27 protein-coding genes are annotated in these 22,611 nt (G+C 41.1%); all 27 read right to left on the bottom strand.

The window, feature by feature from the left end:
• Positions 1-2: 2 nt before the first annotated feature.
• The 27 genes from MHH68_RS08020 to codY all read right to left on the bottom strand — a co-directional run bounded on the left by MHH68_RS08020 (position 3) and on the right by codY (position 22,580).
• Positions 3-1,076, bottom strand: coding sequence for a chemotaxis response regulator protein-glutamate methylesterase (locus MHH68_RS08020; RefSeq protein WP_169056518.1), 1,074 nt, complete (start codon positions 1,074-1,076; stop codon positions 3-5).
• Positions 1,073-1,978 carry a MinD/ParA family protein gene (locus MHH68_RS08015; protein WP_012009971.1) on the bottom strand — a complete coding sequence of 302 codons (906 nt, stop codon included), beginning with the start codon at positions 1,976-1,978 and terminating at the stop codon, positions 1,073-1,075. The genes MHH68_RS08020 and MHH68_RS08015 overlap by 4 nt, the downstream gene beginning before the upstream one ends.
• Positions 1,975-3,090, bottom strand: coding sequence for a flagellar biosynthesis protein FlhF (gene flhF, locus MHH68_RS08010; RefSeq protein WP_268497841.1), 1,116 nt, complete (start codon positions 3,088-3,090; stop codon positions 1,975-1,977). The genes MHH68_RS08015 and flhF overlap by 4 nt, the downstream gene beginning before the upstream one ends.
• Entirely contained in the window at positions 3,090-5,123 is a 2,034-nt protein-coding gene (gene flhA / locus MHH68_RS08005) for a flagellar biosynthesis protein FlhA (RefSeq protein WP_058013985.1), read from the bottom strand. The genes flhF and flhA overlap by 1 nt, the downstream gene beginning before the upstream one ends.
• Positions 5,124-5,152: 29 nt before the next feature.
• Positions 5,153-6,241 carry a flagellar biosynthesis protein FlhB gene (gene flhB, locus MHH68_RS08000; RefSeq protein ID WP_058013986.1) on the bottom strand — a complete coding sequence of 363 codons (1,089 nt, stop codon included), beginning with the start codon at positions 6,239-6,241 and terminating at the stop codon, positions 5,153-5,155.
• Positions 6,238-7,017, bottom strand: coding sequence for a flagellar biosynthetic protein FliR (gene fliR / locus MHH68_RS07995; RefSeq protein ID WP_268497840.1), 780 nt, complete (start codon positions 7,015-7,017; stop codon positions 6,238-6,240). The genes flhB and fliR overlap by 4 nt, the downstream gene beginning before the upstream one ends.
• A 6-nt stretch (positions 7,018-7,023) precedes the next feature.
• Complete coding sequence (gene fliQ, locus MHH68_RS07990) at positions 7,024-7,293, bottom strand: flagellar biosynthesis protein FliQ (RefSeq protein ID WP_003211206.1); 270 nt, start codon at positions 7,291-7,293, stop codon at positions 7,024-7,026.
• A 16-nt stretch (positions 7,294-7,309) separates the two neighbouring features.
• Positions 7,310-7,975, bottom strand: a complete 666-nt coding sequence (fliP, locus tag MHH68_RS07985; RefSeq protein WP_007499580.1) for a flagellar type III secretion system pore protein FliP — start codon at positions 7,973-7,975, stop codon at positions 7,310-7,312.
• Positions 7,968-8,627 (bottom strand): flagella biosynthesis regulatory protein FliZ, encoded by a 660-nt coding sequence (gene fliZ / locus MHH68_RS07980; RefSeq protein WP_339165713.1) that lies wholly within the window; start codon positions 8,625-8,627, stop codon positions 7,968-7,970. Before fliZ ends, fliP begins: the two co-directional genes overlap by 8 nt.
• Before the next feature lie 18 nt (positions 8,628-8,645).
• Positions 8,646-9,008: a response regulator gene (locus MHH68_RS07975; RefSeq protein ID WP_007499584.1), complete on the bottom strand. Its 363-nt coding sequence runs from the start codon at positions 9,006-9,008 to the stop codon at positions 8,646-8,648.
• 27 nt (positions 9,009-9,035) lie between these two features.
• On the bottom strand, positions 9,036-10,160 hold the full coding sequence (fliY, locus tag MHH68_RS07970; RefSeq protein ID WP_169056514.1) for a flagellar motor switch phosphatase FliY: 1,125 nt from the start codon (positions 10,158-10,160) through the stop codon (positions 9,036-9,038).
• Entirely contained in the window at positions 10,150-11,148 is a 999-nt protein-coding gene (fliM, locus tag MHH68_RS07965; protein ID WP_003212239.1) for a flagellar motor switch protein FliM, read from the bottom strand. The genes fliY and fliM overlap by 11 nt, the downstream gene beginning before the upstream one ends.
• A 32-nt stretch (positions 11,149-11,180) precedes the next feature.
• Positions 11,181-11,609, bottom strand: coding sequence for a flagellar basal body-associated protein FliL (fliL, locus tag MHH68_RS07960; RefSeq protein ID WP_003212424.1), 429 nt, complete (start codon positions 11,607-11,609; stop codon positions 11,181-11,183).
• On the bottom strand, positions 11,606-11,821 hold the full coding sequence (locus MHH68_RS07955) for a flagellar FlbD family protein (RefSeq protein ID WP_034620035.1): 216 nt from the start codon (positions 11,819-11,821) through the stop codon (positions 11,606-11,608). The genes fliL and MHH68_RS07955 overlap by 4 nt, the downstream gene beginning before the upstream one ends.
• 37 nt (positions 11,822-11,858) lie before the next feature.
• On the bottom strand, positions 11,859-12,653 hold the full coding sequence (gene flgG / locus MHH68_RS07950) for a flagellar basal body rod protein FlgG (protein WP_268497839.1): 795 nt from the start codon (positions 12,651-12,653) through the stop codon (positions 11,859-11,861).
• Positions 12,654-12,670: 17 nt separating this feature from the next.
• Positions 12,671-13,117, bottom strand: coding sequence for a flagellar hook assembly protein FlgD (gene flgD / locus MHH68_RS07945; protein ID WP_003211424.1), 447 nt, complete (start codon positions 13,115-13,117; stop codon positions 12,671-12,673).
• A complete protein-coding gene (locus MHH68_RS07940) occupies positions 13,117-14,439 on the bottom strand; it encodes a flagellar hook-length control protein FliK (protein ID WP_268497837.1) in 1,323 nt (440 codons plus the stop codon). Before MHH68_RS07940 ends, flgD begins: the two co-directional genes overlap by 1 nt.
• Positions 14,440-15,138: a MotE family protein gene (locus MHH68_RS07935; protein WP_058013993.1), complete on the bottom strand. Its 699-nt coding sequence runs from the start codon at positions 15,136-15,138 to the stop codon at positions 14,440-14,442.
• Positions 15,139-15,150: 12 nt separating this feature from the next.
• Positions 15,151-15,594 carry a flagellar export protein FliJ gene (gene fliJ / locus MHH68_RS07930; protein ID WP_034620036.1) on the bottom strand — a complete coding sequence of 148 codons (444 nt, stop codon included), beginning with the start codon at positions 15,592-15,594 and terminating at the stop codon, positions 15,151-15,153.
• A gap of 8 nt (positions 15,595-15,602) precedes the next feature.
• Entirely contained in the window at positions 15,603-16,919 is a 1,317-nt protein-coding gene (fliI, locus tag MHH68_RS07925) for a flagellar protein export ATPase FliI (RefSeq protein ID WP_012009957.1), read from the bottom strand.
• A complete protein-coding gene (gene fliH, locus MHH68_RS07920) occupies positions 16,916-17,680 on the bottom strand; it encodes a flagellar assembly protein FliH (protein ID WP_169056511.1) in 765 nt (254 codons plus the stop codon). Before fliH ends, fliI begins: the two co-directional genes overlap by 4 nt.
• A complete protein-coding gene (gene fliG / locus MHH68_RS07915) occupies positions 17,673-18,689 on the bottom strand; it encodes a flagellar motor switch protein FliG (RefSeq protein WP_012009955.1) in 1,017 nt (338 codons plus the stop codon). Before fliG ends, fliH begins: the two co-directional genes overlap by 8 nt.
• 11 nt (positions 18,690-18,700) lie before the next feature.
• Positions 18,701-20,293 (bottom strand): flagellar basal-body MS-ring/collar protein FliF, encoded by a 1,593-nt coding sequence (fliF, locus tag MHH68_RS07910; RefSeq protein ID WP_058013996.1) that lies wholly within the window; start codon positions 20,291-20,293, stop codon positions 18,701-18,703.
• A 49-nt stretch (positions 20,294-20,342) separates the two neighbouring features.
• Positions 20,343-20,660: a flagellar hook-basal body complex protein FliE gene (gene fliE / locus MHH68_RS07905; RefSeq protein WP_003212183.1), complete on the bottom strand. Its 318-nt coding sequence runs from the start codon at positions 20,658-20,660 to the stop codon at positions 20,343-20,345.
• 11 nt (positions 20,661-20,671) lie between these two features.
• Positions 20,672-21,124, bottom strand: coding sequence for a flagellar basal body rod protein FlgC (gene flgC, locus MHH68_RS07900; protein WP_058013998.1), 453 nt, complete (start codon positions 21,122-21,124; stop codon positions 20,672-20,674).
• Entirely contained in the window at positions 21,124-21,513 is a 390-nt protein-coding gene (gene flgB, locus MHH68_RS07895) for a flagellar basal body rod protein FlgB (protein WP_012009952.1), read from the bottom strand. The genes flgC and flgB overlap by 1 nt, the downstream gene beginning before the upstream one ends.
• A gap of 287 nt (positions 21,514-21,800) precedes the next feature.
• On the bottom strand, positions 21,801-22,580 hold the full coding sequence (gene codY / locus MHH68_RS07890) for a GTP-sensing pleiotropic transcriptional regulator CodY (protein ID WP_003210838.1): 780 nt from the start codon (positions 22,578-22,580) through the stop codon (positions 21,801-21,803).
• Positions 22,581-22,611: the final 31 nt, after the last annotated feature.

The raw sequence follows: 22,611 nt of genomic DNA, 5'->3' as shown, positions 1-22,611 counted from the left end.
GTTCACGCCCTCTCTTTATTCATGGAGCTTATAATTGCATGTGCGATGTCATCCACATGCCTTGTTTCATGTGCAAGGCCTGCTTTAATGACTGATTTAGGCATTCCGAAAACAACACATGATTCTTCTTTTTCTGCAATGACTTTTGTATGACCGCTTGCGACCATTTTTTTGACACCTTCTGTGCCGTCACTACCCATGCCTGTCATAATGACAGCGATTTTCTCGTAACCCTTTATATGACTGATGGATTCAAATAAATAGTTAACAGAAGGTTTGTGCCGGCTTTCTGTGTCCTCTGGAGACAGCCTGATGACTAAGGATGCCCCTTGTTCATGAAGTGACATATTCATTCCACCAGGTGCTATGTAAGCCACTCCATTTTTAGCGATGTCTCCATCTTGTGCTTCTTTAATCGAAATTTGAGATAAATGGTCTAACCTAGTAGCAAGTGATGCCGTAAATCCTGCCGGCATATGCTGCACAATCAAAATGGGTGCTTCTATGTCCTTGGGCAGCTTCGTGACGACTCGTTGAAGTGCTCTTGGCCCACCCGTTGATGTTCCGATTGAAATAATCTTTCGAAGTGAGCCGCTTTTTACTGCTTGCGGGCGAGGTGCAGCCACCGGAATCGGCGGCTTCATCACAGGCTTAGGAGAAACCTGCATTTCAGTACGTTTCCTTGACAGCCCTGCCGCAAGCACCCGTTCTACAATTTGGCCTCTTACTTTGTGTAAATCGAGCGAAATACTTCCTGAAGGCTTTGTCACAAAGTCAAAAGCACCAAGTTCTAAGCAATGGATGGTTAAATCCTTCCCTTGCTTTGTCTGGCTTGACACCATAATCACGGCAAGGTCGTGTTCAGCCAGAATTTGTTTTAATGCTTCTGTTCCATTTAAAACAGGCATTTCCACATCTAATGTGACGACATCTGGATTCAGTTCCTTGATCCGTTTTAAGGCATCTTCCCCATTTCGCGCCGTTCCGACGACTTCTATTTCTTGCTCGGCACTTAGGAAATCACTAATGAGCTTTCGCATAAAGGCCGAGTCATCTACTACAAGCACTCTAATCACGAGTCCACCTTCCTCCTTTTAAAAAAAGAGGACAACTTATCTATAAACGTATGCTGCTCTCTCTGTGCCTCTCTTATCTGCTGTTGATAAAGTGTTTCTGCCAGCATCTTGATCGTTTTACTCAGCCTTGAATGAGGCTGCTTCATATAAAATGGAATTTGTTCGGCCACTGCTTTTGGAACCGCAGGATCATCCGGCACAGCGCCAGCAAATACCAGTTTTCTGTGTAGAAATGATGTGACCACTCCTGCTAATTTTCTGTAGGTTTCAGACCCTTCTGACGGGGTTTTACACCGGTTGACAATGATTTGCACAGATTGTTCGAACTGATGAATCGCTAAGTGTTTAATTGCGCTGTAAGCATCCATGATCGATGTTGGTTCTGGCGTTGTCACAACTACTACTTCCCCTGCTGATAAAACAAATGGCAGTTGATCTTTTGAAAGGCCAGCCCCCATATCAAAGAAGATACAATCAAAGTCGTGCATCATTCTTTCCATTTCCTCAAGAAAGAACGACCATTGATCTTTATCTAAAGAAAACAGCTGTTCAAGTCCGCTTCCGCCAGAAATGTAATATAGGTTGTTCGTTCCTTGAGTCATAGCCGCTTGGAAGGATTTCTTCCTGACAAGAACATCTAATATAGAGCTGGTCGATGTTTTCCCTAGTAAAATATCAATATTCCCCATACCAAAATCAAGGTCGATGACTAACACTCGCTTACCTGCATTTGCGATAGACAGTGCCATATTCAGCGTCAAATTCGATTTTCCAACCCCGCCTTTACCACTCATGACAGCAATGGTTTTTGCCTGTCCGCTTATACCAAGAGGAGCTGGTGTGATCGTTTGATTCTGCTGAACGAGCTTTCTTAAACCTTCTGCTTGGTCGGGCTTCATCATTGTAAGACCATCCTTGTTAATTCAAGAGGAGAGCCCTCAAGAATATCCTCAGGAACATTTTGACCATTTGTTAAAAAGCCAAGTCCAATTTGAGAGTTTGCAATGATTTGAAAGATGGTTCCCATCGTGTCTGTTTCATCTACCTTTGTAAAAATGAATTGATCGATTGGAACGTGTTCAAAGCGTTTAACCATGGCTTTCATGTCCTGATACTTCGAGGTCGCACTCATCACTAGGAAACTTTGAATGCTTTCATTAAATGGAATGATGTCTGTCAGCTCTTTGATATACGCTTCTTCTTTAAAGTTACGACCCGCTGTGTCTACGAAAATATGATCATACTCTTTAAAGGTCTCTTGAGCTTTCACAAAATCCTCTCTAGAATAACAAACCTCAAGCGGTGCATTGAGCAGTTCCGCATATGTTTTCAGTTGTTCGATCGCTGCAATTCGGTACGTATCTGTTGTAATAAAAGCGATTTTCTTTTGCTTCTGAATGGCCGTTTTGGCAGCGAGCTTTGCAATCGTTGTTGTTTTACCAGCGCCAGTTGAACCAAACAGCACAATGTATTTTGAACGAATCATCGGCTCATCAGAGGTGTGAGCCGGCAGCATATCTGTCAGCAGTTGTTCAAGTTCTTTATGAATTTGATCTTCCTTGACAGCACCCTTCGTTAAAAGACCTTTTAGGCATTCGTCTCGAATGGCATCATCAAGACCTTGATCCTTCAGCTTTTGATCGATTGCCATGAGAGAGTCTGGCAGAATACCAGCATGCCGCTCATTTCTCTCATATTCTAAAGGCTGAGATTGAGAAGGTGCTGGTTTCACTGCCTCAGGAGCAAAAGGCGGCTCTTCAGGCCGGTGTTGAACGTGCTCCTTTTTCGGAAATACTGGAAGAGGAGGCGCAGGATGTCCACCTTTACCTGCTCTTTCTTCAAAATCTTGATCCAGCACTGCAATCACTTCAACCATTTGCTGTTTTTTTAAACCGAATAGCTTTCGTTTCACAACGGTTTTGGAATTTAAAATGACGGCATCCTTCCCAAGCTGCTGCCTAATTTGAATCGTTGCCTCCTGCATTGAATTCGCTATGATTTTTTTCATTTTCATTAGATATCCACCACTCCGATGCTCTGTACTTCCACATTTGCTTCTAGTTCGTTATAAGATAATACCGGTAAGTCCGGGAAATATCTTTCTAACAGCTGCTTGACGTACATTCTTATAGGAGGTGAGCACAATAGAACCGGCGTTTCCTGACGAAGCGAAAGCTGTTCAATTTCTCTCGCCACTGATTGAATCACACTTTCAGAGGATTCTGGATCTAACGATAAGTAGTTGCCATGCTCTGTCTGCTGTACACTGTCAGCAATCACCTTTTCCACTCGGCCTGAGCATGTCACAACTTTGAGCGATTCATTTTCTCTCGCATATTGTGCAGTAATCTGTCTTGCCAGTGCCTGTCTGACATACTCTGTTAACAAATCTGTATCCGTCGTTAATTTTCCGTAGTCTGCAAGCGTCTCAAAAATGGTGACAAGATTTCGAATAGAAACTTTTTCTTTCAGCAGTTTTGCAAGCACTTTTTGAATATCACCAACTGCTAGTGGATTCGGGGTCACTTCATCCACTAAGACAGGATAACTTTCTTTCAGATGATCGATTAATTGCTTCGTTTCCTGGCGTCCGAGCAGTTCGTGTGTGTTTTGTCTAATCTTCTCTGTGATGTGAGTAGACACAACAGATGCAGGATCTACAACCGTATAGCCGAGCATCTCAGCCTGATCTTTTTCTGCTTCTGAGATCCATTTAGCCGGAAGACCAAAGGATGGCTCGATTGTTTCGATTCCTTCAATCGGATCATCATCAGGCGTAGGCGACATCGCTAAGTAGTGATCAAGCAGGAGCTCGCCTTTTGCCACTTCGTTACCTTTTATTTTGAGTCGATACTCATTTGGGTTAAGTGCAATGTTGTCCCGGATCCGGACAACTGGAATCACAAGACCGAGTTCAAGGGCAAGCTGCCTTCGGATCATCACAATTCGGTCTAACAGGTCACCGCCTTGATTTGCATCGGCTAGCGGAATCAGACCGTAGCCAAACTCAAATTCAATGGCATCCATTTGGAGAAGGTGAATGACGCTTTCTGGACTTTTCATCTCTTCTACCTCTGCCTGCTCCTCTAGTACCTCTTCTATTTCTTCTTGATCCTGTTTGTTTTTTGACATCAAGTATGCGCCGAGGGCAAGTAAACCTGCGATCGGTCCTGTCAAAAGTACGCCGATTGGAGTAAACAACCCAAGAAGGAAGATCGTACCTGCTGTGACATAAAGCATAGCTGGGAATGCAAACAGCTGTTCAGTGATATCTGACCCAAGGTTCCCATTAGAAGCAGCCCTTGTGACGACAATCCCTGTCGCTGTTGAAATGAGAAGTGCAGGAATTTGTGAAACAATCCCATCTCCTACCGTTAATAATGTAAAGTGGGAAGCTGACTCTTGAATCGACATTCCTTGCTGAAGCATTCCAATGATAATCCCAAAAATAATATTAATAATGACGATGATAATACCTGCGATGGCATCCCCTTTGACGAACTTACTTGCCCCATCCATCGCACCATAAAAGTCTGCTTCTCTCGCTACTTTTTCACGGCGATTTCTCGCTTCACTTTCTGTCAGCATCCCTGCATTTAAATCTGCATCAATACTCATTTGTTTCCCTGGCATCGCATCAAGGGTAAATCTTGCCGCAACCTCTGAAACACGCTCAGCCCCTTTGGTGATTACAACAAATTGAATGATGATCAGAATAAGGAAGACCACCAGACCCACGAGTATATTTCCTCCAACAACAAATGAACCAAACGTTTCTACAACCTTTCCAGCGTCTCCAGTTGATAGGATAGAACGTGTTGTAGAGATGTTAAGCCCTAAGCGAAACAGCGTTAAGAGCAAAAGCAATGATGGAAATATTGAAAATTGCAGTGGTTCTTGCATGTTCATTGTGGTGAGAAGCACGATAAGCGCAAGAGAAATATTAATAATGATTAAAATACTTAATAGCATTGGCGGAAACGGTATGACCAGCATCGCCACAATTAAAATAACACTGAATAAAACAGATAAATCTCTTGCTGACATGCCTGTTCTCTCCTTTTAAAACCAAAAATTCATAAAATCTTTTGTTTCGTTTTATAAACATAAGCTAAAATTTCTGCGATCGCCTTAAAGTATTCCTCTGGCACCGCTTGGTCGATGTCGACCTGATCATAGAGTGCACGAGCGAGCGGCCGGTTTTCTACGGTCATAATATCGTGCTCTTTCGCAATCGTTCTAATTTTCAAAGCCAAAATATCTGTTCCCTTTGCCACAACAAAGGGCGCGTCCATTTTTTCTTCGTCATATTTCAAAGCAATTGCATAGTGAGTTGGGTTTGTAATGATGACGTCCGCTTTTGGGACTTCCTGCATCATCCGTCTCATGGCCATTTCCCGCTGACGCTGTTTAATCTTTGATTTTATGAGCGGGTCACCCTCAGATTTTTTATACTCATCTTTGATGTCTTGTTTGGACATCCGTAAGTTTTTTTCATAATCAAATTTCTGATACATATAATCAAGCCCTGCTAAGATCATGAGAGCACCTGCTGCATATAACCCCATAATTAAGGTCATATTTGCAACGAAATGAAGGGTTTCCTCTGCTGTTAATAAAGGAAGCCTCAGGATTTCGTCAAAGTGCATCCAAAGTGCAATAAATGTCGCAAAACCAATTAAACCAATTTTCAAAATGGATTTTAATAGCTCAACGAGGGCTCGAATACTGTATATTCGTTTAAACCCTTTGATTGGATCGAGTTTTTCTAATTTCGGTTTGATTACTTCTGTCGAAAAGAGAAAGCCAACTTGCAAATAGTTACTGATGATCCCTGCCAGCATACCAACACCAAGGATTGGCATGAGGAGGAGTCCTGTTTCCTGAAGCAATTCCACAAATAGTTGATGAATATTAGATGTGCTAACCTTCATTAGCATGGTTGTTGAATAAAAACGTTCAATGAGCGCAATAATACGCTCTTTCATAAAAGGCCCAATAAAAAAGAATGATAAAAAGATTAATAGAAATGAGATGGCTGTATTGACGTCGGTACTTTTGGCAACCTGACCTTTTTTACGTGAATCTTGTCTCTTTTTCGGCGTTGCTTTTTCTGTTTTTTCACCTGCGAAAAATTGCAAGTCTAGTCTAAGCCTTGTCATCATGACGAACCACCGACCAATGCTAAGAAATTCCTCATGGTGAGTACAATCGTATCAAATGTATTTTGGACAACTCCGAAGATGACGCCCATACAGATGATGATCATAATAAAACTCACACCCATTTTAATAGGAAGTCCGACAACAAAAACGTTCATCTGCGGAACTGTTCGTGCCACAATGCCCAGTGCCAAGTCGACCAAAAACAAGCTGGCGACAACCGGTGCTGAGATTTGAAAGGCAATGATGAACATTTGGTTGAAGCTCTTTGCAATAAAATAAGCAAAGGATTCACTGCCGAAATTCAGTGCGTACTGATCAACTGCAATATACTGAAAGCTGTAATAGATTCCATCAAGCAGCAGGTGGTGTGCATTGGTTGCCAGCATCAATAGCAATGTGACCGTATAAAAAAACTGCCCCATCAACGGCGTTTGTGCCCCTGTTTGCGGATCAATTACATTGGCGATCGCAAAGCCCATTTGAAAATCAATAAATGAGCCGGCAATTTGAACAGCAGAAACCATGATATATGCAATCAAACCAAGTAGAAGCCCGACCATTGCTTCTTTCACCGCAAGCATCATATAAAGACCGTCTATGTCGAGTGTTGGCGGTTCCTTAATCGTGCTAAAACTAATTACGGCTAAAAACAGTGAGAATCCAACTCTGTGTACAGCCGGGATCGTTCTATGCGCTAAAAGCGGTACTGTCACAAAAAAAGCGGTGATTCGAATAAAAACTAATAGAAAAGCAGGGAATAATTCTATGATTGACATCGCTCGTTAACCTGCAAATCGATCTAAATTCGAGAACAGCTCTGTCGTAAAGGACACAATGGTTGACAGCATCCATGGACCAAACACAACAAGCCCAATAAGAACTGCAACAATTTTAGGAATGAACGCAAGCGTCTGTTCTTGAATTTGGGTTGTTGCCTGAAACACACTGACAATCAGTCCCACAATAAGAGCGAGCGCTAAAAGCGGCCCACTGACAAGCAATACCACATACACTGATCTTTCAGCCATCGTAATGACAAATTCTGAACTCATGTTTTAAGCACCTACTCTAAAAGCTTTGCAGCAAAGATTTAACAATCAAATACCATCCATCGACTAAAACAAATAACAATATTTTAAAAGGGAGCGATATCATAACCGGCGGAAGCATCATCATCCCCATTGACATCAGGACACTTGCGACGACCATATCAATAATTAAAAATGGAATAAAGATCATGAAACCAATTTGAAATGCCGTCTTTAATTCTGAAATCGCAAAAGCGGGTACCATCGCCGTTAACGGAATATCTTTTATCGATTCAGGTGTATCCATTTTTGCGTAACTAAGAAATAAAGCCAAATCCTTCTGTCTCGTATGTTTACTCATAAACTCTTTAATGGGCACTTCGGCTTTTTCATATGCCTGATTGAGCGTAATGTCATCATTTAAAAGCGGCGTGAGTGCCTCTTTATTAATCTCTGAGAACGTAGGTGCCATGATAAAGAATGTAAGAAACAAAGCAAGCCCTACAAGCACTTGGTTTGGCGGCATTGAGTTGGTTGCAAGGGACGTTCTAACGAATGAAAGTACAATCACAATTCGTGTAAAACACGTCATTAAAATGAGAATGCCTGGTGCAACCGAAAACACGGTTAAAAGTAAAAGAAGACGGACAGACGTGCTAATATTCCCTGCACCGCTGGAATTAAATAAATCGATAAACTCATTCATTTTGTTTCGGGCCTTTCTTTCTGACTTCTGATTGGGTCTTTTTCAATTCGGCTAGCTGTGCCTTCAAATTGGCTGAAAAAAAAGAAGTGGTTGGCTGATCTTGTTTCTTTATCTGAGATGTGAATTTTTGAACGATTTTTGGTAAATCTGTTTTGCTTTCCATCGCTTCTTCGTATTGTTGCACGATCGCTTCACATTCTTGTTCATCATCAATTTCTTTTAGCAGCTGGATTGAGTCCGCTACTCCGACAACTAATACTCGTTTTCCCACTTTGATAAGCTGGACTGAACGGTTTTGGCCAACCGTCGTTCCGCCAATATTTTCAACATAGCGAAATGGTTTAAGTAAGCGGTTTTGCTTACCAACAAATCTCACCAATCCATATATAAGCAGGATGACAAAAAGTAAGGCACCAATCATTTTGACAAAATCCATAATGGAGACAGAAGAAGAGGGAACTTCTTCTGCCGGATTCGTTTGATTGTCAGTGGTTGTCTTTTCTGTATCCTTTTTGCTGCTCTTCTCTTCTTTGAGCCAGTCATTCACTGTGCCATTTTCAGGATCTTTCGTTTCAGCAAACAGTGAGGCAGGCTGTATCGTTAAGAAAAGCATAAAACTGATCATTGCTATACATATCAAACGTTTTTTCAACAAGTCTTACACCCTTTTTTAGCCTAACGTTTTATTAATTGCTTCAAGTACACGGTCTGCCTGGAACGGCTTCACGATAAAGTCTTTTGCACCTGCTTGGATCGCGTCAATAACCATTGACTGCTGCCCCATTGCAGAACACATGATGATTTTTGCAGAAGCGTCAATTTGTTTAATTTCTTTTAGTGCTGTGATCCCGTCCATTTCTGGCATTGTAATATCCATTGTGACAAGATCTGGAGACGTTTCTTTGTATTTTTCAACTGCTTGAGCGCCGTTTTCTGCTTCTCCTACTACATCAAATCCGTTTTTCACGAGAATATCCTTTATCATCATTCTCATGAATGCTGCATCATCTACGATTAATACCTTAGTAGCCATTTACTTATTCTCTCCCTGTATGTTTGTTTATTTTAAATTAGAAAGTCTTTCTGACTGACTTAAAATATCAGTCACACGAACACCAAAGTTCTCATCAATAACAACGACTTCCCCTTTGGCGACGATTCGTTTGTTAACTAGAATGTCTACTGGCTCACCAGCAAGTTTGTCCAGTTCAATGATACTTCCTGCTGAAAGCTCAAGAACTTCTTTGACACTTCGCTGAGTTCTTCCAAGTTCCACCGTAATGGAAAGCGGGATATCCATCAGCATATCAAGATTTCCAAGCTGGCTTGTTGTATGCTGAGGCTCACTGAATGCTTCAAATTCAACTGGTGCCACATTTACAGGTGCTGCCGGCTTTGGCTTCGCCTGTCTTTTCGCCGGAGCTGCTTGCTGCGCTGGTGCAGACTGCGCTTGCGGCGCTGCCGGCTGAGGTTCAGGTGTAGCCACTTGAGCTTCTTGAACCGGCTCTTCCTCTTGCGCAGGGTCTGTTAATTCTGCAATTAAGTCTTTCGCAAATGTAATAGGATAAAGCTGCATAATATTTGAATCAATGAGCTCACCTATTTTTAATCTGAAGGACACTTTGACAAGCATTTCTTCAGCTGGGATCCGGTCTGTTCCTTCTCCTTCTTTCACATCAAGTAATTCAACGCGAGGCGGAGAAATATCAATCTTTTTATTAAAGACAGTCGACATGGATGTCGCAGCAGAACCCATCATTTGGTTCATTGCTTCTTGCACCGCACTTAAGTGAATCTCGCTTAAAGAAGGGTCAGCATTTGTCCCGTCTCCGCCCATCATTAAGTCCGCAATGACTGCTGCATCTGTTTGCTGGACGACGAGCAGGTTACTTGCGCTGAAGCCTTCCGTATAATTCACTTCAATCGCGACATACGGATGAGGAAACTCCTCATTCAGCATACTTTTTTGAATTACTGTCACAGTTGGAGTGGTAATCTCCACTTTTTGATTTAATAGGGTTGAAAGTGCTGTAGCAGAACTGCCGAATGAAATATTTCCAATTTCTCCAATGGCATCTTGCTCCATTGCAGAAAGGACTGTATCAGGCTCTATATCGTCATTGCTACCTCCTTTAAGGAGCGCATCGATTTCGTCTTGTGATAATTTACTTCCGTTATTCTCCATCTTCTTCACCTCTTATGTCGTGATCTAGAATTTGAATCGCCTGTTTCCGATTCACGCGGCCGGCCTGTCCCAAGAATTTCGGTTTATTTCCGACCATAACAGTAAGAGGCGCATTTACTGGTTTGTCCAAGGCAATACAATCACCAATTTCCAAATTCAAAAACTCTTCCACCGTCATTTCCGATTCCCCTAGCTCTGCGACTACCGGTATCTTTGCCGTCATAATTCGTTTTTCAATGGCCTTTGTTTCTTGTTGTTTTGGTTCATTTCGTTCAGACTGCATCCAGTAGTGTACAGACAGCTTCGGAATAATAGGCTCTAATACAACATGAGGAATACATAGGTTAATAACCCCGCTTACCTCGCCAATTTGTGTATTAAGAGAAATGACGACAACGGTTTCGTTTGGTGACACCATTTGAACAAACTGGGGATTTACCTCGAAATCTGCCATTTCAGGCTCGATGTCGGTTATGGACTGCCACGCTTCTCTGTAATTTTCCAAAGCTCCCTCAAACATGTTTGAGATAATCTTTGTTTCGATTTCTGTAAGTGATTCTGTCTTATTATGACTAATGCCAATCCCGCCCATCAGCCTGTCCATCATGGCATAGCCGATTGTTGGGTTCACTTCAAGCATGATTCTTCCTTCAAGCGGGCTGACATAAAATAAGTTTAATAATGTCATATTAGGAATCGAACGAATAAATTCTTCGTATGGTACTTGGTCAACCGAGCTGACAGTAATTTGAATATATGATCTTAGCTGAGCTGAAAAGTGCGTGGTGAGCAGTCTAGCGAAGTTATCATGAATCCTTGTTAAACTTCGAATCTGGTCTTTTGAAAAGCGAAGTGCACGTTTAAAATCATACACCTTTACTTTTTTCGTCGTTTCTTCTTTTTTCAGCTCTTCTGCATCCATTTCACCTGTTGATATGGCGGATAATAATGCATCGATCTCATTCTGGGAAAGCACTTCTCCTGACATTTCTTCACCTCCATCGTGTCAATTAATCGCCTCTATTGCAGATTAAAGGAGGTTATATATACTTCTTTCACCTTGCCATCTTGCAAATAGTTATTCACTTTGTTTTTGACTAGTGTTTTAAAATGTTCTCTGCCTTTTTTGCCATCAAGTTCATCTGCATTTGTGTCTGATAAAATGTCAATTACGGCGTCTTTCACTTGAAAACTTCTTTTCTCAAGCTCTTCTTTTGCTTTTTCAGAGTCTGTTTCAATATTCAATACAAGTTTGACCGCATTTCCTTCAGACTTTAAATTGGTGATAATCTCAGGAATTTCAACAGAAGCTTTTACGACTTCATCTGCTGTTGGTTCTTTTTCAGCTTTTGCTTCTTCTGAACCATTCAGCAGAAAAATGATGCCTGCTCCTATTCCGCCGATGGCAATAATCATGATTAGCATTACTACGACTAATTTCTTCTTCATTCAAATTCCTCTATTCCTTGATTCAATGAAATGACTTGGATTTTTCTGTAGAAAGAAATGATTTTCTCTTGAAGCTGCTCTTCATTTTCTTTCACAACGAATTTCTTTCCATTGGCTAATGTAATGGTTGTGTCTGGAAAGCTTTCGATTTGCTCGATATGGAGAGCGTTCAGCATAAATCCTTTGCCATTCAATCTTGTCACTTCAATCATATTAAGCAGAGAAGCGATCATCCGCTCCCCCTACCTCCTATCGTTTCAGATTCACAAGCTCTTGCAGAATTTCATCAGATGTTGTGATCGTCTTTGCATTCGATTGGAATCCGCGCTGCGCGATAATCATTTCGGTAAACTCGTCTGTTAAATCAACGTTTGACATTTCAAGTTTCCCTGTTTGAAGTTCACCTGTTCCTTGACTTCCAGGAGCGATGGCATTACTTGGCGCACCGGAACTGAGCGTTTGGCGGTATAGGTTATCCCCAACTCTATCTAATCCTCCTGCATTACTGAATGACACAAGTGATACTTGCCCAACAGTACGAGAAACGTTGTTCTCAACAACAGAAACGGTCCCATCTGGCCCAACACTGACACTTGACACATTGTCTCGTGGAATGTTGATTCTTTGCCCATCCATGCCAAGTAGATAGTTTCCATCAGGTGTTGCCAAATCCCCATTTGAATCAGGTTTGAAGTTCCCTGTTCTTGTAAATAGGATTTCACCTTGCTTTTGAATACGGAAAAATCCATCTCCATTAATATAGAAATCAAATGGTTCGTCTGTATTTTGAGAAGAACCTGAATTCATTATTTTATCAATAGAAGATAAAGATGATCCTAAACCAATTTGTTTTGAGTTGATTGAGCCAGAGTTGTTCGTTGGTCCACCTGAGCTTGAAATTGTTTGACTGACCATATCTTTAAAAGTGATACGGCTTTTTTTGTATCCGTGTGTGTTGACGTTGGCTACGTTGTTGGCTACAACATCTAATTTTGATTGGAAGTTTTTCATTCCACTAATTCCTGAGTAAAGTGAGCGTAACATTTATTTTCCTCCTCGAATTACTTTGTTTTTTCTCCAACTGCTGTAACATCCCAAGGGCTGATTTTCGTTCCATCTTCTAAATACAGGAAGTATTCATTGTTTATGTTTTTAACAGATTTCACAGTGCCTGATATATCTTTATCATCCAATTTGCCCGATACTTCTTTACCGATCCACCCTACATACGTCGTAAACGGATCTTGGTGTGCAACAAATGTAGACATGAGCTGATTCAGCTTGGTGATAGAATCGTTCATATTGGTTTGCTGTTCTAAAGATGAAAATGTTGCAAGCTGTGTGACAAACTCACGGTCATCTAGTGGGTTTGTCGGATCTTGGTTTTGAAGCTGCGTGAGCAAAATTTTCAAGAATTGATCTTTGCCGAGCGTATCTGTTTTCTTTTCTGCTTTTGAAGAAGTGTCTGTTTGTGCGACTGTTCTATTCGTAGCATCAACCGTTGCCATTAGATTTCCTCCTCTTCTTCATCTGACCCAACAAGAGCATCCAGTACATCTTGGAATTCTGCTTCCTGTTCATCAGGCTTCTGGAAATTCTGCCCTTTTGACTGTTGCTGCTTGTTTTCTTCGTTAAATTGTCCAAATAACGGCTGTTCATTTGATTGAAGCGGTATATGGAAACGATCCACTTGAACCGACATATTCGGAAGCGCCTGCTTGAGCTGCGGCAGATGATGCTCTAGCAGCTCTTTTGCTGCTTGTGTCGAAGCAGTAATCTTACTCGCATACATACCATTTTGCTTCGTCAGCTGAATCGTGATAAATCCGAGATTTTCTGGATTTAATCGAACTGTAAAGCGTCCGCTTGAGTTGCCAAATGGTGTGAATTTCATTTGCTTCCACGTATTTAGAATTTGCTGATCAACCGTTCCCGGCTTTTCATCAGTTGTTTGTGTCTGCTGAACAGGGGCTGCTGATTGCAGTTGAAAAAACTGCTTATGACCTGGCAAAAGCGTATGAGTGATCGTTTTTTCAGAAGCAGGTGCAGCAGTGCTTTGCCCTTTGACCACTTCCTTTTTGATGAGCCATTCAAGAGAGGCAGCCCCTTTAGCAGGAGTAGCAAGAGTAGATTCTTGTCTTGGAGAGACCAATTCTTTTAACTCTCCTAAAGCAATCTTCAACTCTTTGTCTGACCCTTTTGCATTCGCCATCATATGGTCGATTAACTGATTAAAGTGTTTCAGCTCACTTTGAGACATCGAATTCAGCTTTGGAGCTGAACCCTGCGAGAAAAACTGCTCTTTTACTTGCTGAATCAGTTTCTCATCTACCCCATTTTTTGAAAGAAAGTGAATGAAGTCTTGACCCTTTGCTTCAATATCTTGCACTAACTTTGCATCAAAGCTGAGCGGCTGTTGATTGAGCAGTTGATATATGAAAAAGTGGACTTGTATGAGCTGCTCACTATGTTCAGAAGCTGGCTTATCAGCTTGATCACCGTAAATGGATGATTCCATTTTTTGAAATAGCTCTTCTAGTGACTTGAGATCAGACGAATCAAGCGTTTGACCTTGAAGTGTTTGAAGTGCGCTAAGAAGGTCTCCGTTGATACCTTCTTCAGGTGATTGCATCCATTTTTCAATGATTTGCATCGCATCATTGATGGAAAGAGTGGCACCCGTTGTCTCAGCATTCACAAGACGGCTTTGTACACCTGCCCCGCTAAGTAATTGTTTAAACAACCCGCTTGCAGAGGCCACTCCGCTCCCCTTTGGTCCCGCGAGACCTTGAGATGATTGCTGTAAGGCTCCAATATCTAATAGCTTCACTTATTGTCCACCCCCATTTTCACTTTCTTTTTTAGAAAGCTCTTTCGTAAACGTAGCTGCCTTCTGAGGTGTTAGTTTTGCTAATATGTCTGTTAGTTTATTTTTGCTCAGCTCTTCGAGGATCTTCAAGGCCTCTTTATCACTTAATTCTGATAAAATTTTGGCGGATTTCCCTGCGTCCATGCTTTCATAGATACTGGCAATCTTCCCTTTAGGTTTCTGGTTAGAGGCTGCTGCCTCATCAGAAGTTGTCCCTGACGCATTATTACCTGATGTATCGCTCGATGAGCTGTTGTTTGATGAACTGTCACTCGCTGACGTATTATTCGCATCATTTTCAGTTGTTTTTTCAAGTGAACTGATTTTTTGATTCAGTCTTTTAATCTCTTCATCACTTGTTTTTAAGTCTTTTTGCGCAATTTCAAGTTCATTTTTTTGCTCTTTAATGGTCTTTTTCAGTTCCTTCAATTCTGCATCGCTTTGATTATTATGTGAAGATGACGTTTTTGACGTGTCATCTGAACCAACCAAACTGCTGACGCCCGGAATGTGTTGGAGCGGTTTCTTTAGATCAAAACCTGCCATATAAAGGATTGTGCCAGTCACTAACACAAGCACAATCAATGGGATGATGACAATAAACAAGATCCATTGAAATTTACCGCCACTTGATTCCTTCGTTTTTTCCTTCTTAGGCATTCATCTCGACTCCTAATGTCCTTGAAACATGAATTGGCTGATAGAGATATCATCCATTTCTTTCATTTCAATGGCCTTATGTTCAAGGGAAAACTTTTCATACTGCTTTTCTTTCATTTTTTCAAACTTTTTAAACTCAATGTTTTTTTCAGTTAAATCAGATTGTTTTTCATTCATTTGATGGCGTTTCATGATCACAAGCTGCTGATAATGCTGAATCGTGTTATCTAAATTGGTCACAAATTGCTGATAATGACGCATTTCTTGGACACTCATACCACTTCTCAGCTTTTCTTCTTTGCTTTTTTCCATTAATTCTTTTTTACTCATATTTTCATAGAGCTTTTCAGCGACTTGCTCAAATGCCGAAACGGATTGTTGGTACGCTGCGAGTGACTTGTCTTTTTCACTTTCTTTCAGTTCTAAGAGCTTTTGAAATTTGTATTGATATCTCACTGTTTTCGTCAATCCTCTCTATTCATCAAACCGAGCAATACATTCACACTGTCTTCAATAGATACAGCCTCTTCTACATCCTGCTTCAAAAATGAAATCAGATGAGGATAAGCCTGCATAGCATCATCAATGTCTTTCGAGGAGCCTTTTTTATATGCTCCAATGTTAATGAGGTCTTCAGCGTTTTGATAAGTGGATAAAAGCTGGCGGAACCGGTTGGCCGCCTCCTTGTGATCATGACTTGCGATATTGCTCATCACGCGGCTGATACTTTTCAGAATATTGACAGCGGGAAATTGTCCTTTGTTGGCTAAAGCACGATCAAGTACAATGTGACCATCTAAGATTCCCCTAACTGTATCAGCGATTGGCTCATTCATATCGTCCCCATCAACAAGCACTGTATAAAACGCTGTGATGGAACCAAGCTGATTCGTTCCAGTTCGTTCAAGTAATTTTGGCAGTATAGCGAACACCGAAGGCGTATATCCTTTTGTCGTTGGCGGTTCACCAGTTGCAAGACCGATTTCCCTTTGTGCCATAGCGACCCGTGTAACAGAGTCCATCATGAACATGACATTTTTTCCTCTGTCTCTAAAATATTCCGCAATAGCTGTTGCTGTATAAGCAGCCTTCATTCTTGTCAGTGCAGGCTGGTCAGAAGTTGCGACGACAACAATCGATCGCTTTAGTCCCTCGGTACCTAAATCCTTTTCAATAAACTCACGAACTTCACGGCCACGCTCTCCAACAAGAGCAATGACATTCAGGTCTGCTTCTGTCTGCTTAGCAATCATCCCCATTAAGGTACTTTTCCCAACACCACTTCCGGCAAAAATACCGATCCTCTGACCAGTGCCGACTGTAAGCAGACTGTCGATCACTCTGACGCCAACGCCCATTTTTTCACGGATAGGCGGTCTGTCCATTGGGTTTGGAGGTGACTGATCTGTCGAAACAGGTGCAAGTCCCTTTGGAAGCATACTGCCGTCCAGCGGTTCACCGAAGGCATCAACAACTTCGCCAATTAAGCCTGTTCCAACTTTGACCTTCAGCGACTCACCTGTCGCTTCAACTAGACTTCCTGGTGAAATATTGGATGCTTCTACATAAGGCATGAGCAGAATATGTTCATCTCTAAACCCTACAACCTCTGCTTTTATCGGATCGTGCTTACGCCCCTTTTTATGAATGAGACACACATCTCCGATAGAACTTTCCGGCCCCTTAGATTCAATCATCAGTCCAACAACTCGATTGACTTTACCAAATCGTTTATAAGGATCGGCAGTTTCGATCGTTTCTTTTAACACATCGATGTTCATTTGTGATCACCTGAATCAATGACTTCTAGTAGCTTTTCTTTCAACTGATTCATTTGGGTATCAACACTCGCTTCCACTTTTCCAAAGCTTGTTTCTACGTAACAAGTCCCTTTTGGCGCTTTTTCATCCGAGTAAATCGCAAGGTGTGTATCCTTTTGAAGGATTCTGATTAATTCGTCTTTATACTCCATCACATGATCGTAATGTTTAGGGTCCACATAGATGGAAATATCGTCATATTCTTTCACTTCAGAAATGACCTGCTTCACGAGAGCCAAAAATTGATCTTTCGTGTCCTCAGCCGAGTACCAAACGCGTTTAGCGAGTTCAAAAGCCAGTTCCACAATTTTTTCTGCGGAGCTTTCAATTTTTTCTTCGTAATCCTGCTTCGCAAGACTGACAATGTCATTTGCTTGATCAAGAATTGATCGATACTGACTCATCGCATCTGCTTCACCCTTTTGGAAGCCATCTTGGTAACCAGCTTGTTTCGCTTCTTCAATCAGCTGCATTCTTTCTTCTTCAAAATCAGCACGGCGCTGATTGATTTCAGCCATTGTTTTTTCAAGCTCATTATTTGCTTGTTCTACTATACGGCTTGCTTGATCTTCAGCATCACTTAGTACAAGCTGCGATGCTTCTGTTTCATTGGCAAGCTCTTCTTCATGATGTTCTTTTTTGAACTCCACTTGCTGCAAAGGAATCGTTTGCCGGCCTTGCTCAGGAATAACAGATGTTTCATGTTTGATAATCCTAGACAATGATATCGTCTCCTCCGCCCCGAGCTATGACGATTTCTCCAGCTTCCTCGAGTCGCCTTACGATGCTGACAATACGGGTTTGTGCTTCCTCGACATCTCTAAGCCGGACAGGTCCCATAAACTCCATTTCTTCTTTGAACGTTTCGACCATTCTCTGTGACATGTTGCGGAAAACAATTTCTTTGACCTCTTCGCTTGCCACTTTGAGTGCGAGCAATAAGTCATCATTTTCAACATCTCTGATCACGCGCTGAATTGCTCTGCTGTCAAGAGTGACAATATCTTCAAAGACAAACATACGTTTCTTAATTTCATCAGCAAGCTCTGGATCCTGAATTTCAAGAGTGTCTAAAATGGTCTTCTCGGTCGCACGGTCTACACCATTTAGTACTTCTACAACCGCTTCGACTCCGCCCGTTTGCGTATAGTCTTGCGTAAAGGTTGAAGAAAGCTTTTGCTCAAGAATGCGTTCCACTTCATTGATGATCTCTGGAGATGTGCGGTCCATTAAAGCAATACGTCTCGCAACCTCTGTTTGTACATCCTCACCTAATTCAGATAATATCTGCCCTGCTTGGACTGGATCTAAGTAGGAAAGGATGAGCGCAATGGTTTGCGGATGCTCATGCTGGATAAAGTTTAAGATTTGTTCTGGGTCAGCCTTCCGGGCAAAATCAAACGGTTTCACTTGAAGCGAGGATGTTAACCGGTTTAAGATGCTGTCCGCTTTGTCCTCACCAAGTGCTTTTTCAAGTACTTGTCTTGCGTACATAAGACCGCCTTGTGATATGTAGTCCTGCGCGATGGCGATGCTGTGAAACTCTTCGATGATTTCATCTTTTTTAGCAGTATCTACACTTCGTACATTGGAAATTTCAAGTGTTAATTTTTCTATTTCGTCTTCAGACAGATGTTTGTATACAGATGCTGACACGTCTAGCCCTAAGGAAATCATTAGGATTGCTGCTTTTTGTCTGCCTGTTAGTCGATTTGGATCTTTTCTCGACATGTGTATTCCTCCTAATCCTCGGACAGCCAGCTGCGTAGCAATTTAGCAAAGTCTTCTGGTTTATCTTTTGCCATTTTCTCAAGCTGATTTTTCCTCACCATTTCCTCTGTTTCTGGTTCAGTGTCAATATCAGGAACATGGATTGGTGTACGTTCATCAAACTCAAACTCTTCTTCCTCTTCTTTTCTGCGTTTACGCACAAGAAGAACAATGAGAGCGATAATTGCAAGTAGTAGCACACCGCCTACAATATAAACCCAGATTGGAATATTGTTTGATGGGTTTTCTGCTGCAGTTTGCTGTTTACCGTCTAATTTTGATACAGATAAAACAATTTTGTTATCTAAGTCTGCTTGAGTGAGCGCTTGACCATTTGTGTATTCTTTATCAATTGACGTGCTAATGATCGTTGAAAGGATCTTTTTAATATCATCTTGCCTTTCAGCTGTTAAAGAGTTCACATCGTTTGCAGTTGGTGGTTCGACCAATGCTTGAATGCCAACATCTCTAATTTTATAAGGGCTCTCTTTGATATCTTTATGAATGCGGTTGACTTCATAGTTGATACGATCTTCGCTCTTTTCGTAATCTCCGCTACCATTCGCTCCATCGGCGCCTTGATAGTTTGTGACATCATCGTCGCCTGTTCCAGCGGTTCCACCAGCTGCTGCACCATTTCCTGAATAAGTTTCAGCAATTTTCTCAGCACTGACAGCGATGCCTTGCATGTTTTCTTTATCAACTGGTTCTACAAGATCTTCTTTTCTTTTCTCTTCAGTAAAATCAATGTCTGTTGTGACCGATACAGCGACTTTTTCTTGACCCATCATTGTTCCGAGCAGCTGTTGAATTTTTCTTTGAAGGTTCTTCTCAATTTCTTCTTTCTTCTGCTGCTGTGCATCCATTCCACTTGCATAGGAATCAGAACTGCTGTTTAAGTCGTAGTAGTTGGAATCTTGGTCCATAATGACAATGTTTTCTGTCTTTAAATTCGGCACACTTTTTGAAATAAGATGATAAAGGCCTTTTACTTGCTGCGGCGAGAGCGTGTAGCCACGTTCAACTTGCAGCACAATAGATGCTGATGCATTACTTTGCTCTTCTCCAACAAAAACGGAATCTTTTGGCAGGTTAATCATAACTTTTGAATCTTTAATCCCATCAATCGTGTTGATTAGATTGGATAGTTCTGTCTGGGTTGCGTCTACTTTCAGAACATCAAATTCATTATCTGTTAAACCGAAGCCGGAATTATTCGCAAAAAATGAGTAGTCAATATTCCCTGTCTTAGGGAGACCCTCAGATGCGAGTGTTACTTTTAAAGAGTCGGCCTGCTTTTCTGGAACGAGAATCGTTGTTCCATTATTCGCAAGTTCCGATTTAACGTTTTTGCCATCTAGTTCCTGTTTGATTTGTCCAGCTTCTGCCTCAGACAAGTCTCTAAACAATGGAACCATTTTTTCAGAAGAAGCAAAGATGCTAACAACCGTAATAATGATTGCTAGGGCAGCAACGCCGCCAATCATAAGTATTTTTTGTAATTTTGATCGATTTCGCCAAAACTCAACTGTTTTTGTTCTTAATTGCATTAAAGTACGATTCATCTTAACCCCCGGTCATTCCATTCAGTCTTTTTTTGTCCGTCAGCACCTCCTACATCTGCATTCTCATAATCTCTTGGTACGCTTCGACTGCTTTATTTCGAAACTCCGTTGCAGCTGTGAGTGTCACACTCGCTTTTTGCGAGGCAATCATGACTTCATCGAGATTGACATCTTTTCCTTGTGCAAGTGCATTTGTATACTGGTCTGATTTCAGCTGCGATTGATTTAATGCCTCAATGGAATTCTTCAGCACATCAGAGAAATTCGTTTGACTTTTAGGTGCAGCCGCATGAACGGACGATGCATTTGTCAATTCACTTGCTTGCTGAGCAGCTTGAAGCTGGAAAGGAGATATTGCGTTAACCAATTTTTTTCACCTTACTTTCCTATTTCTAAAGCTTTCATCAACATGCTTTTATTCGCATTTAGTGCGGTCACGTTTGCTTCATATGACCTTGAGCTGCTGATGAGGTCAACCATTTCCTTTAATGGATCAACATTAGGTGTTTGAACATATCCATTTTCATTGGCATCGGGATTTGTAGGATCATATTGAAGGTTGAATGGAGTTTCGTCTTCTGTAATCTTCGTTGCTTTCACGCCGTTTCCTAATTTACTGCTCGAATTCATGCTTGAGTTTAATATAGATGAAAACGATTCACCTGACGGCTGTAAGGTGACGAGCTTACGTCTATAAGGCTCCCAGTTGCCATCAACCTGTTTCGCTCTTGTTGTATCCATATTTGCAAGGTTAGAGGATACAACGTCCATTCTGAGCCTCTGTGCTGTTAGTGCAGAGGCCGAAGCGTTAACGCCTGAAAAAATTGACATCACTTACCTCCTGTCAAAACTGTTTTAAGAGAATTGAATTTTCCACTCATTCTTTCAACCAACGCATTATACTGAATTTGGTTTTTAGCGAGTTCACTCATCTCTTGATCAATATCGACATTATTTCCGTTTTCTTGATATGAAGTACGGTTGCTCGAAACAACTGAATAATTAGACCCTGTTTTAGAAAAATCAATGTGACCTTGGTATGTTTTTTTAGCATCTAGCTTGATCGACGCATCGTTTAGCATATCATGAAATGCGACGTTTTTCGACTTGTAGTTCGGTGTGTCTATATTCGCGATATTATTGCTTATGACTTTTTGCTTAACATTCGCTCTGCCCAAGGCATTCTCAAGGTTGCTTATCGTTCCAGAAAATATATCCAAAACCATATACCTCCAATCATATGTATTTCATTCCATTTAATCATGTCGAGATTTGTAAAACCATATGTTCATTGTAAGAAATAATAGGATTAAAGTCTATGATGTATATGTAAAAAAAACTCGTAATATATATCTATTTTACGAGTAGGTATAAAGACCTAGATTCAAAGAACTAAGAATTGTAAGGGTTTTCTTGGAAAAAAGAGTGTCATTTTTCGGACAAATCCTCTTTTTTTATAAAAAAAAACCCTTTTTAGCTTGTATTTCTGCTAAAAAGGGGTTTTGTATTAATGAGATTTTAAATTTTCAAGTTCAATTAAAAATTTGTTGTTTAACACTTTGATATACGTTCCCTTCATTCCAAGAGAGCGAGATTCGATGACGCCAGCACTTTCTAACTTACGTAAGGCGTTCACGATCACTGAACGAGTGATTCCTACACGGTCAGCAATTTTACTTGCCACTAGAAGCCCTTCGTTGCCATCAAGTTCTTCAAAGATGTGTTCAATGGCTTCAAGCTCACTATATGAAAGAGAACTAATCGCCATTTGGACAACTGCTTTACTTCTTGCTTCTTCTTCGATTTCCTCTGACTTCTCACGAAGGATCTCCATTCCAACAACTGTTGCACCGTATTCAGCAAGAATTAAATCATCATCTTTAAATGTATCTTGCAAACGAGACAGGATTAACGTTCCTAAACGATCTCCTCCTCCGATAATTGGCACAATGGTTGTCAAACCTGATTCAAATAAATCACGGTTCTCAATCGGGAAAGCTGTATACTCACTGTTAATATCAAGATTTGAAGATGTTTCAGGGATATTGAATAGACTCTTTGTATATTCCTCAGGGAACTGACGGTCTTCAAGCATTTTCTTCATACGCGGATTTTCAATCTGCTGGTTGATCGAGTAGCCTAGAAGCTTCCCTCTTCTGCTTAATACGAAAATGTTTGAATCAATGACATCTCTCAATGTTTCTGCCATTTCCTTAAAATTAACTGGTTTCCCCGCTGCATCTTGCAGCATTGAGTTAATAATCCTTGTTTTTTGTAGTAACGCCATATTAATGATCCTCCTAGATTACTTTATTCAT

Source organism: Bacillus sp. FSL K6-2841 (genome assembly GCF_037976435.1).
In the GTDB taxonomy this organism is placed as follows: domain Bacteria; phylum Bacillota; class Bacilli; order Bacillales; family Bacillaceae; genus Bacillus; species Bacillus pumilus.
The sequence above is the reverse complement of the archived record's forward strand: the minus strand, read 5'-3'. Positions and strand labels throughout refer to the sequence as shown.

Excerpts from the sequence above, each read along its gene's own strand:
- MHH68_RS08015 (WP_012009971.1), bottom strand. The coding sequence starts at position 1,978 with ATGATGAAGCCCGACCAAGCAGAAGGTTTAAGAAAGCTCGTTCAGCAG.
- flhF (WP_268497841.1), bottom strand. The coding sequence starts at position 3,090 with ATGAAAATGAAAAAAATCATAGCGAATTCAATGCAGGAGGCAACGATT.
- flhA (WP_058013985.1), bottom strand. The coding sequence starts at position 5,123 with ATGTCAGCAAGAGATTTATCTGTTTTATTCAGTGTTATTTTAATTGTG.
- flhB (WP_058013986.1), bottom strand. The coding sequence starts at position 6,241 with ATGATGACAAGGCTTAGACTAGACTTGCAATTTTTCGCAGGTGAAAAA.
- fliR (WP_268497840.1), bottom strand. The coding sequence starts at position 7,017 with ATGTCAATCATAGAATTATTCCCTGCTTTTCTATTAGTTTTTATTCGA.
- fliQ (WP_003211206.1), bottom strand. The coding sequence starts at position 7,293 with ATGAGTTCAGAATTTGTCATTACGATGGCTGAAAGATCAGTGTATGTG.
- fliP (WP_007499580.1), bottom strand. The coding sequence starts at position 7,975 with ATGAATGAGTTTATCGATTTATTTAATTCCAGCGGTGCAGGGAATATT.
- MHH68_RS07975 (WP_007499584.1), bottom strand. The coding sequence starts at position 9,008 with ATGGCTACTAAGGTATTAATCGTAGATGATGCAGCATTCATGAGAATG.
- fliY (WP_169056514.1), bottom strand. The coding sequence starts at position 10,160 with ATGGAGAATAACGGAAGTAAATTATCACAAGACGAAATCGATGCGCTC.
- fliM (WP_003212239.1), bottom strand. The coding sequence starts at position 11,148 with ATGTCAGGAGAAGTGCTTTCCCAGAATGAGATCGATGCATTATTATCC.
- fliL (WP_003212424.1), bottom strand. The coding sequence starts at position 11,609 with ATGAAGAAGAAATTAGTCGTAGTAATGCTAATCATGATTATTGCCATC.
- MHH68_RS07955 (WP_034620035.1), bottom strand. The coding sequence starts at position 11,821 with ATGATTGAAGTGACAAGATTGAATGGCAAAGGATTTATGCTGAACGCT.
- flgG (WP_268497839.1), bottom strand. The coding sequence starts at position 12,653 with ATGTTACGCTCACTTTACTCAGGAATTAGTGGAATGAAAAACTTCCAA.
- flgD (WP_003211424.1), bottom strand. The coding sequence starts at position 13,117 with ATGGCAACGGTTGATGCTACGAATAGAACAGTCGCACAAACAGACACT.
- MHH68_RS07935 (WP_058013993.1), bottom strand. The coding sequence starts at position 15,138 with ATGCCTAAGAAGGAAAAAACGAAGGAATCAAGTGGCGGTAAATTTCAA.
- fliI (WP_012009957.1), bottom strand. The coding sequence starts at position 16,919 with ATGAACATCGATGTGTTAAAAGAAACGATCGAAACTGCCGATCCTTAT.
- fliG (WP_012009955.1), bottom strand. The coding sequence starts at position 18,689 with ATGTCGAGAAAAGATCCAAATCGACTAACAGGCAGACAAAAAGCAGCA.
- fliF (WP_058013996.1), bottom strand. The coding sequence starts at position 20,293 with ATGAATCGTACTTTAATGCAATTAAGAACAAAAACAGTTGAGTTTTGG.
- flgC (WP_058013998.1), bottom strand. The coding sequence starts at position 21,124 with ATGTCAATTTTTTCAGGCGTTAACGCTTCGGCCTCTGCACTAACAGCA.
- codY (WP_003210838.1), bottom strand. The coding sequence starts at position 22,580 with ATGGCGTTACTACAAAAAACAAGGATTATTAACTCAATGCTGCAAGAT.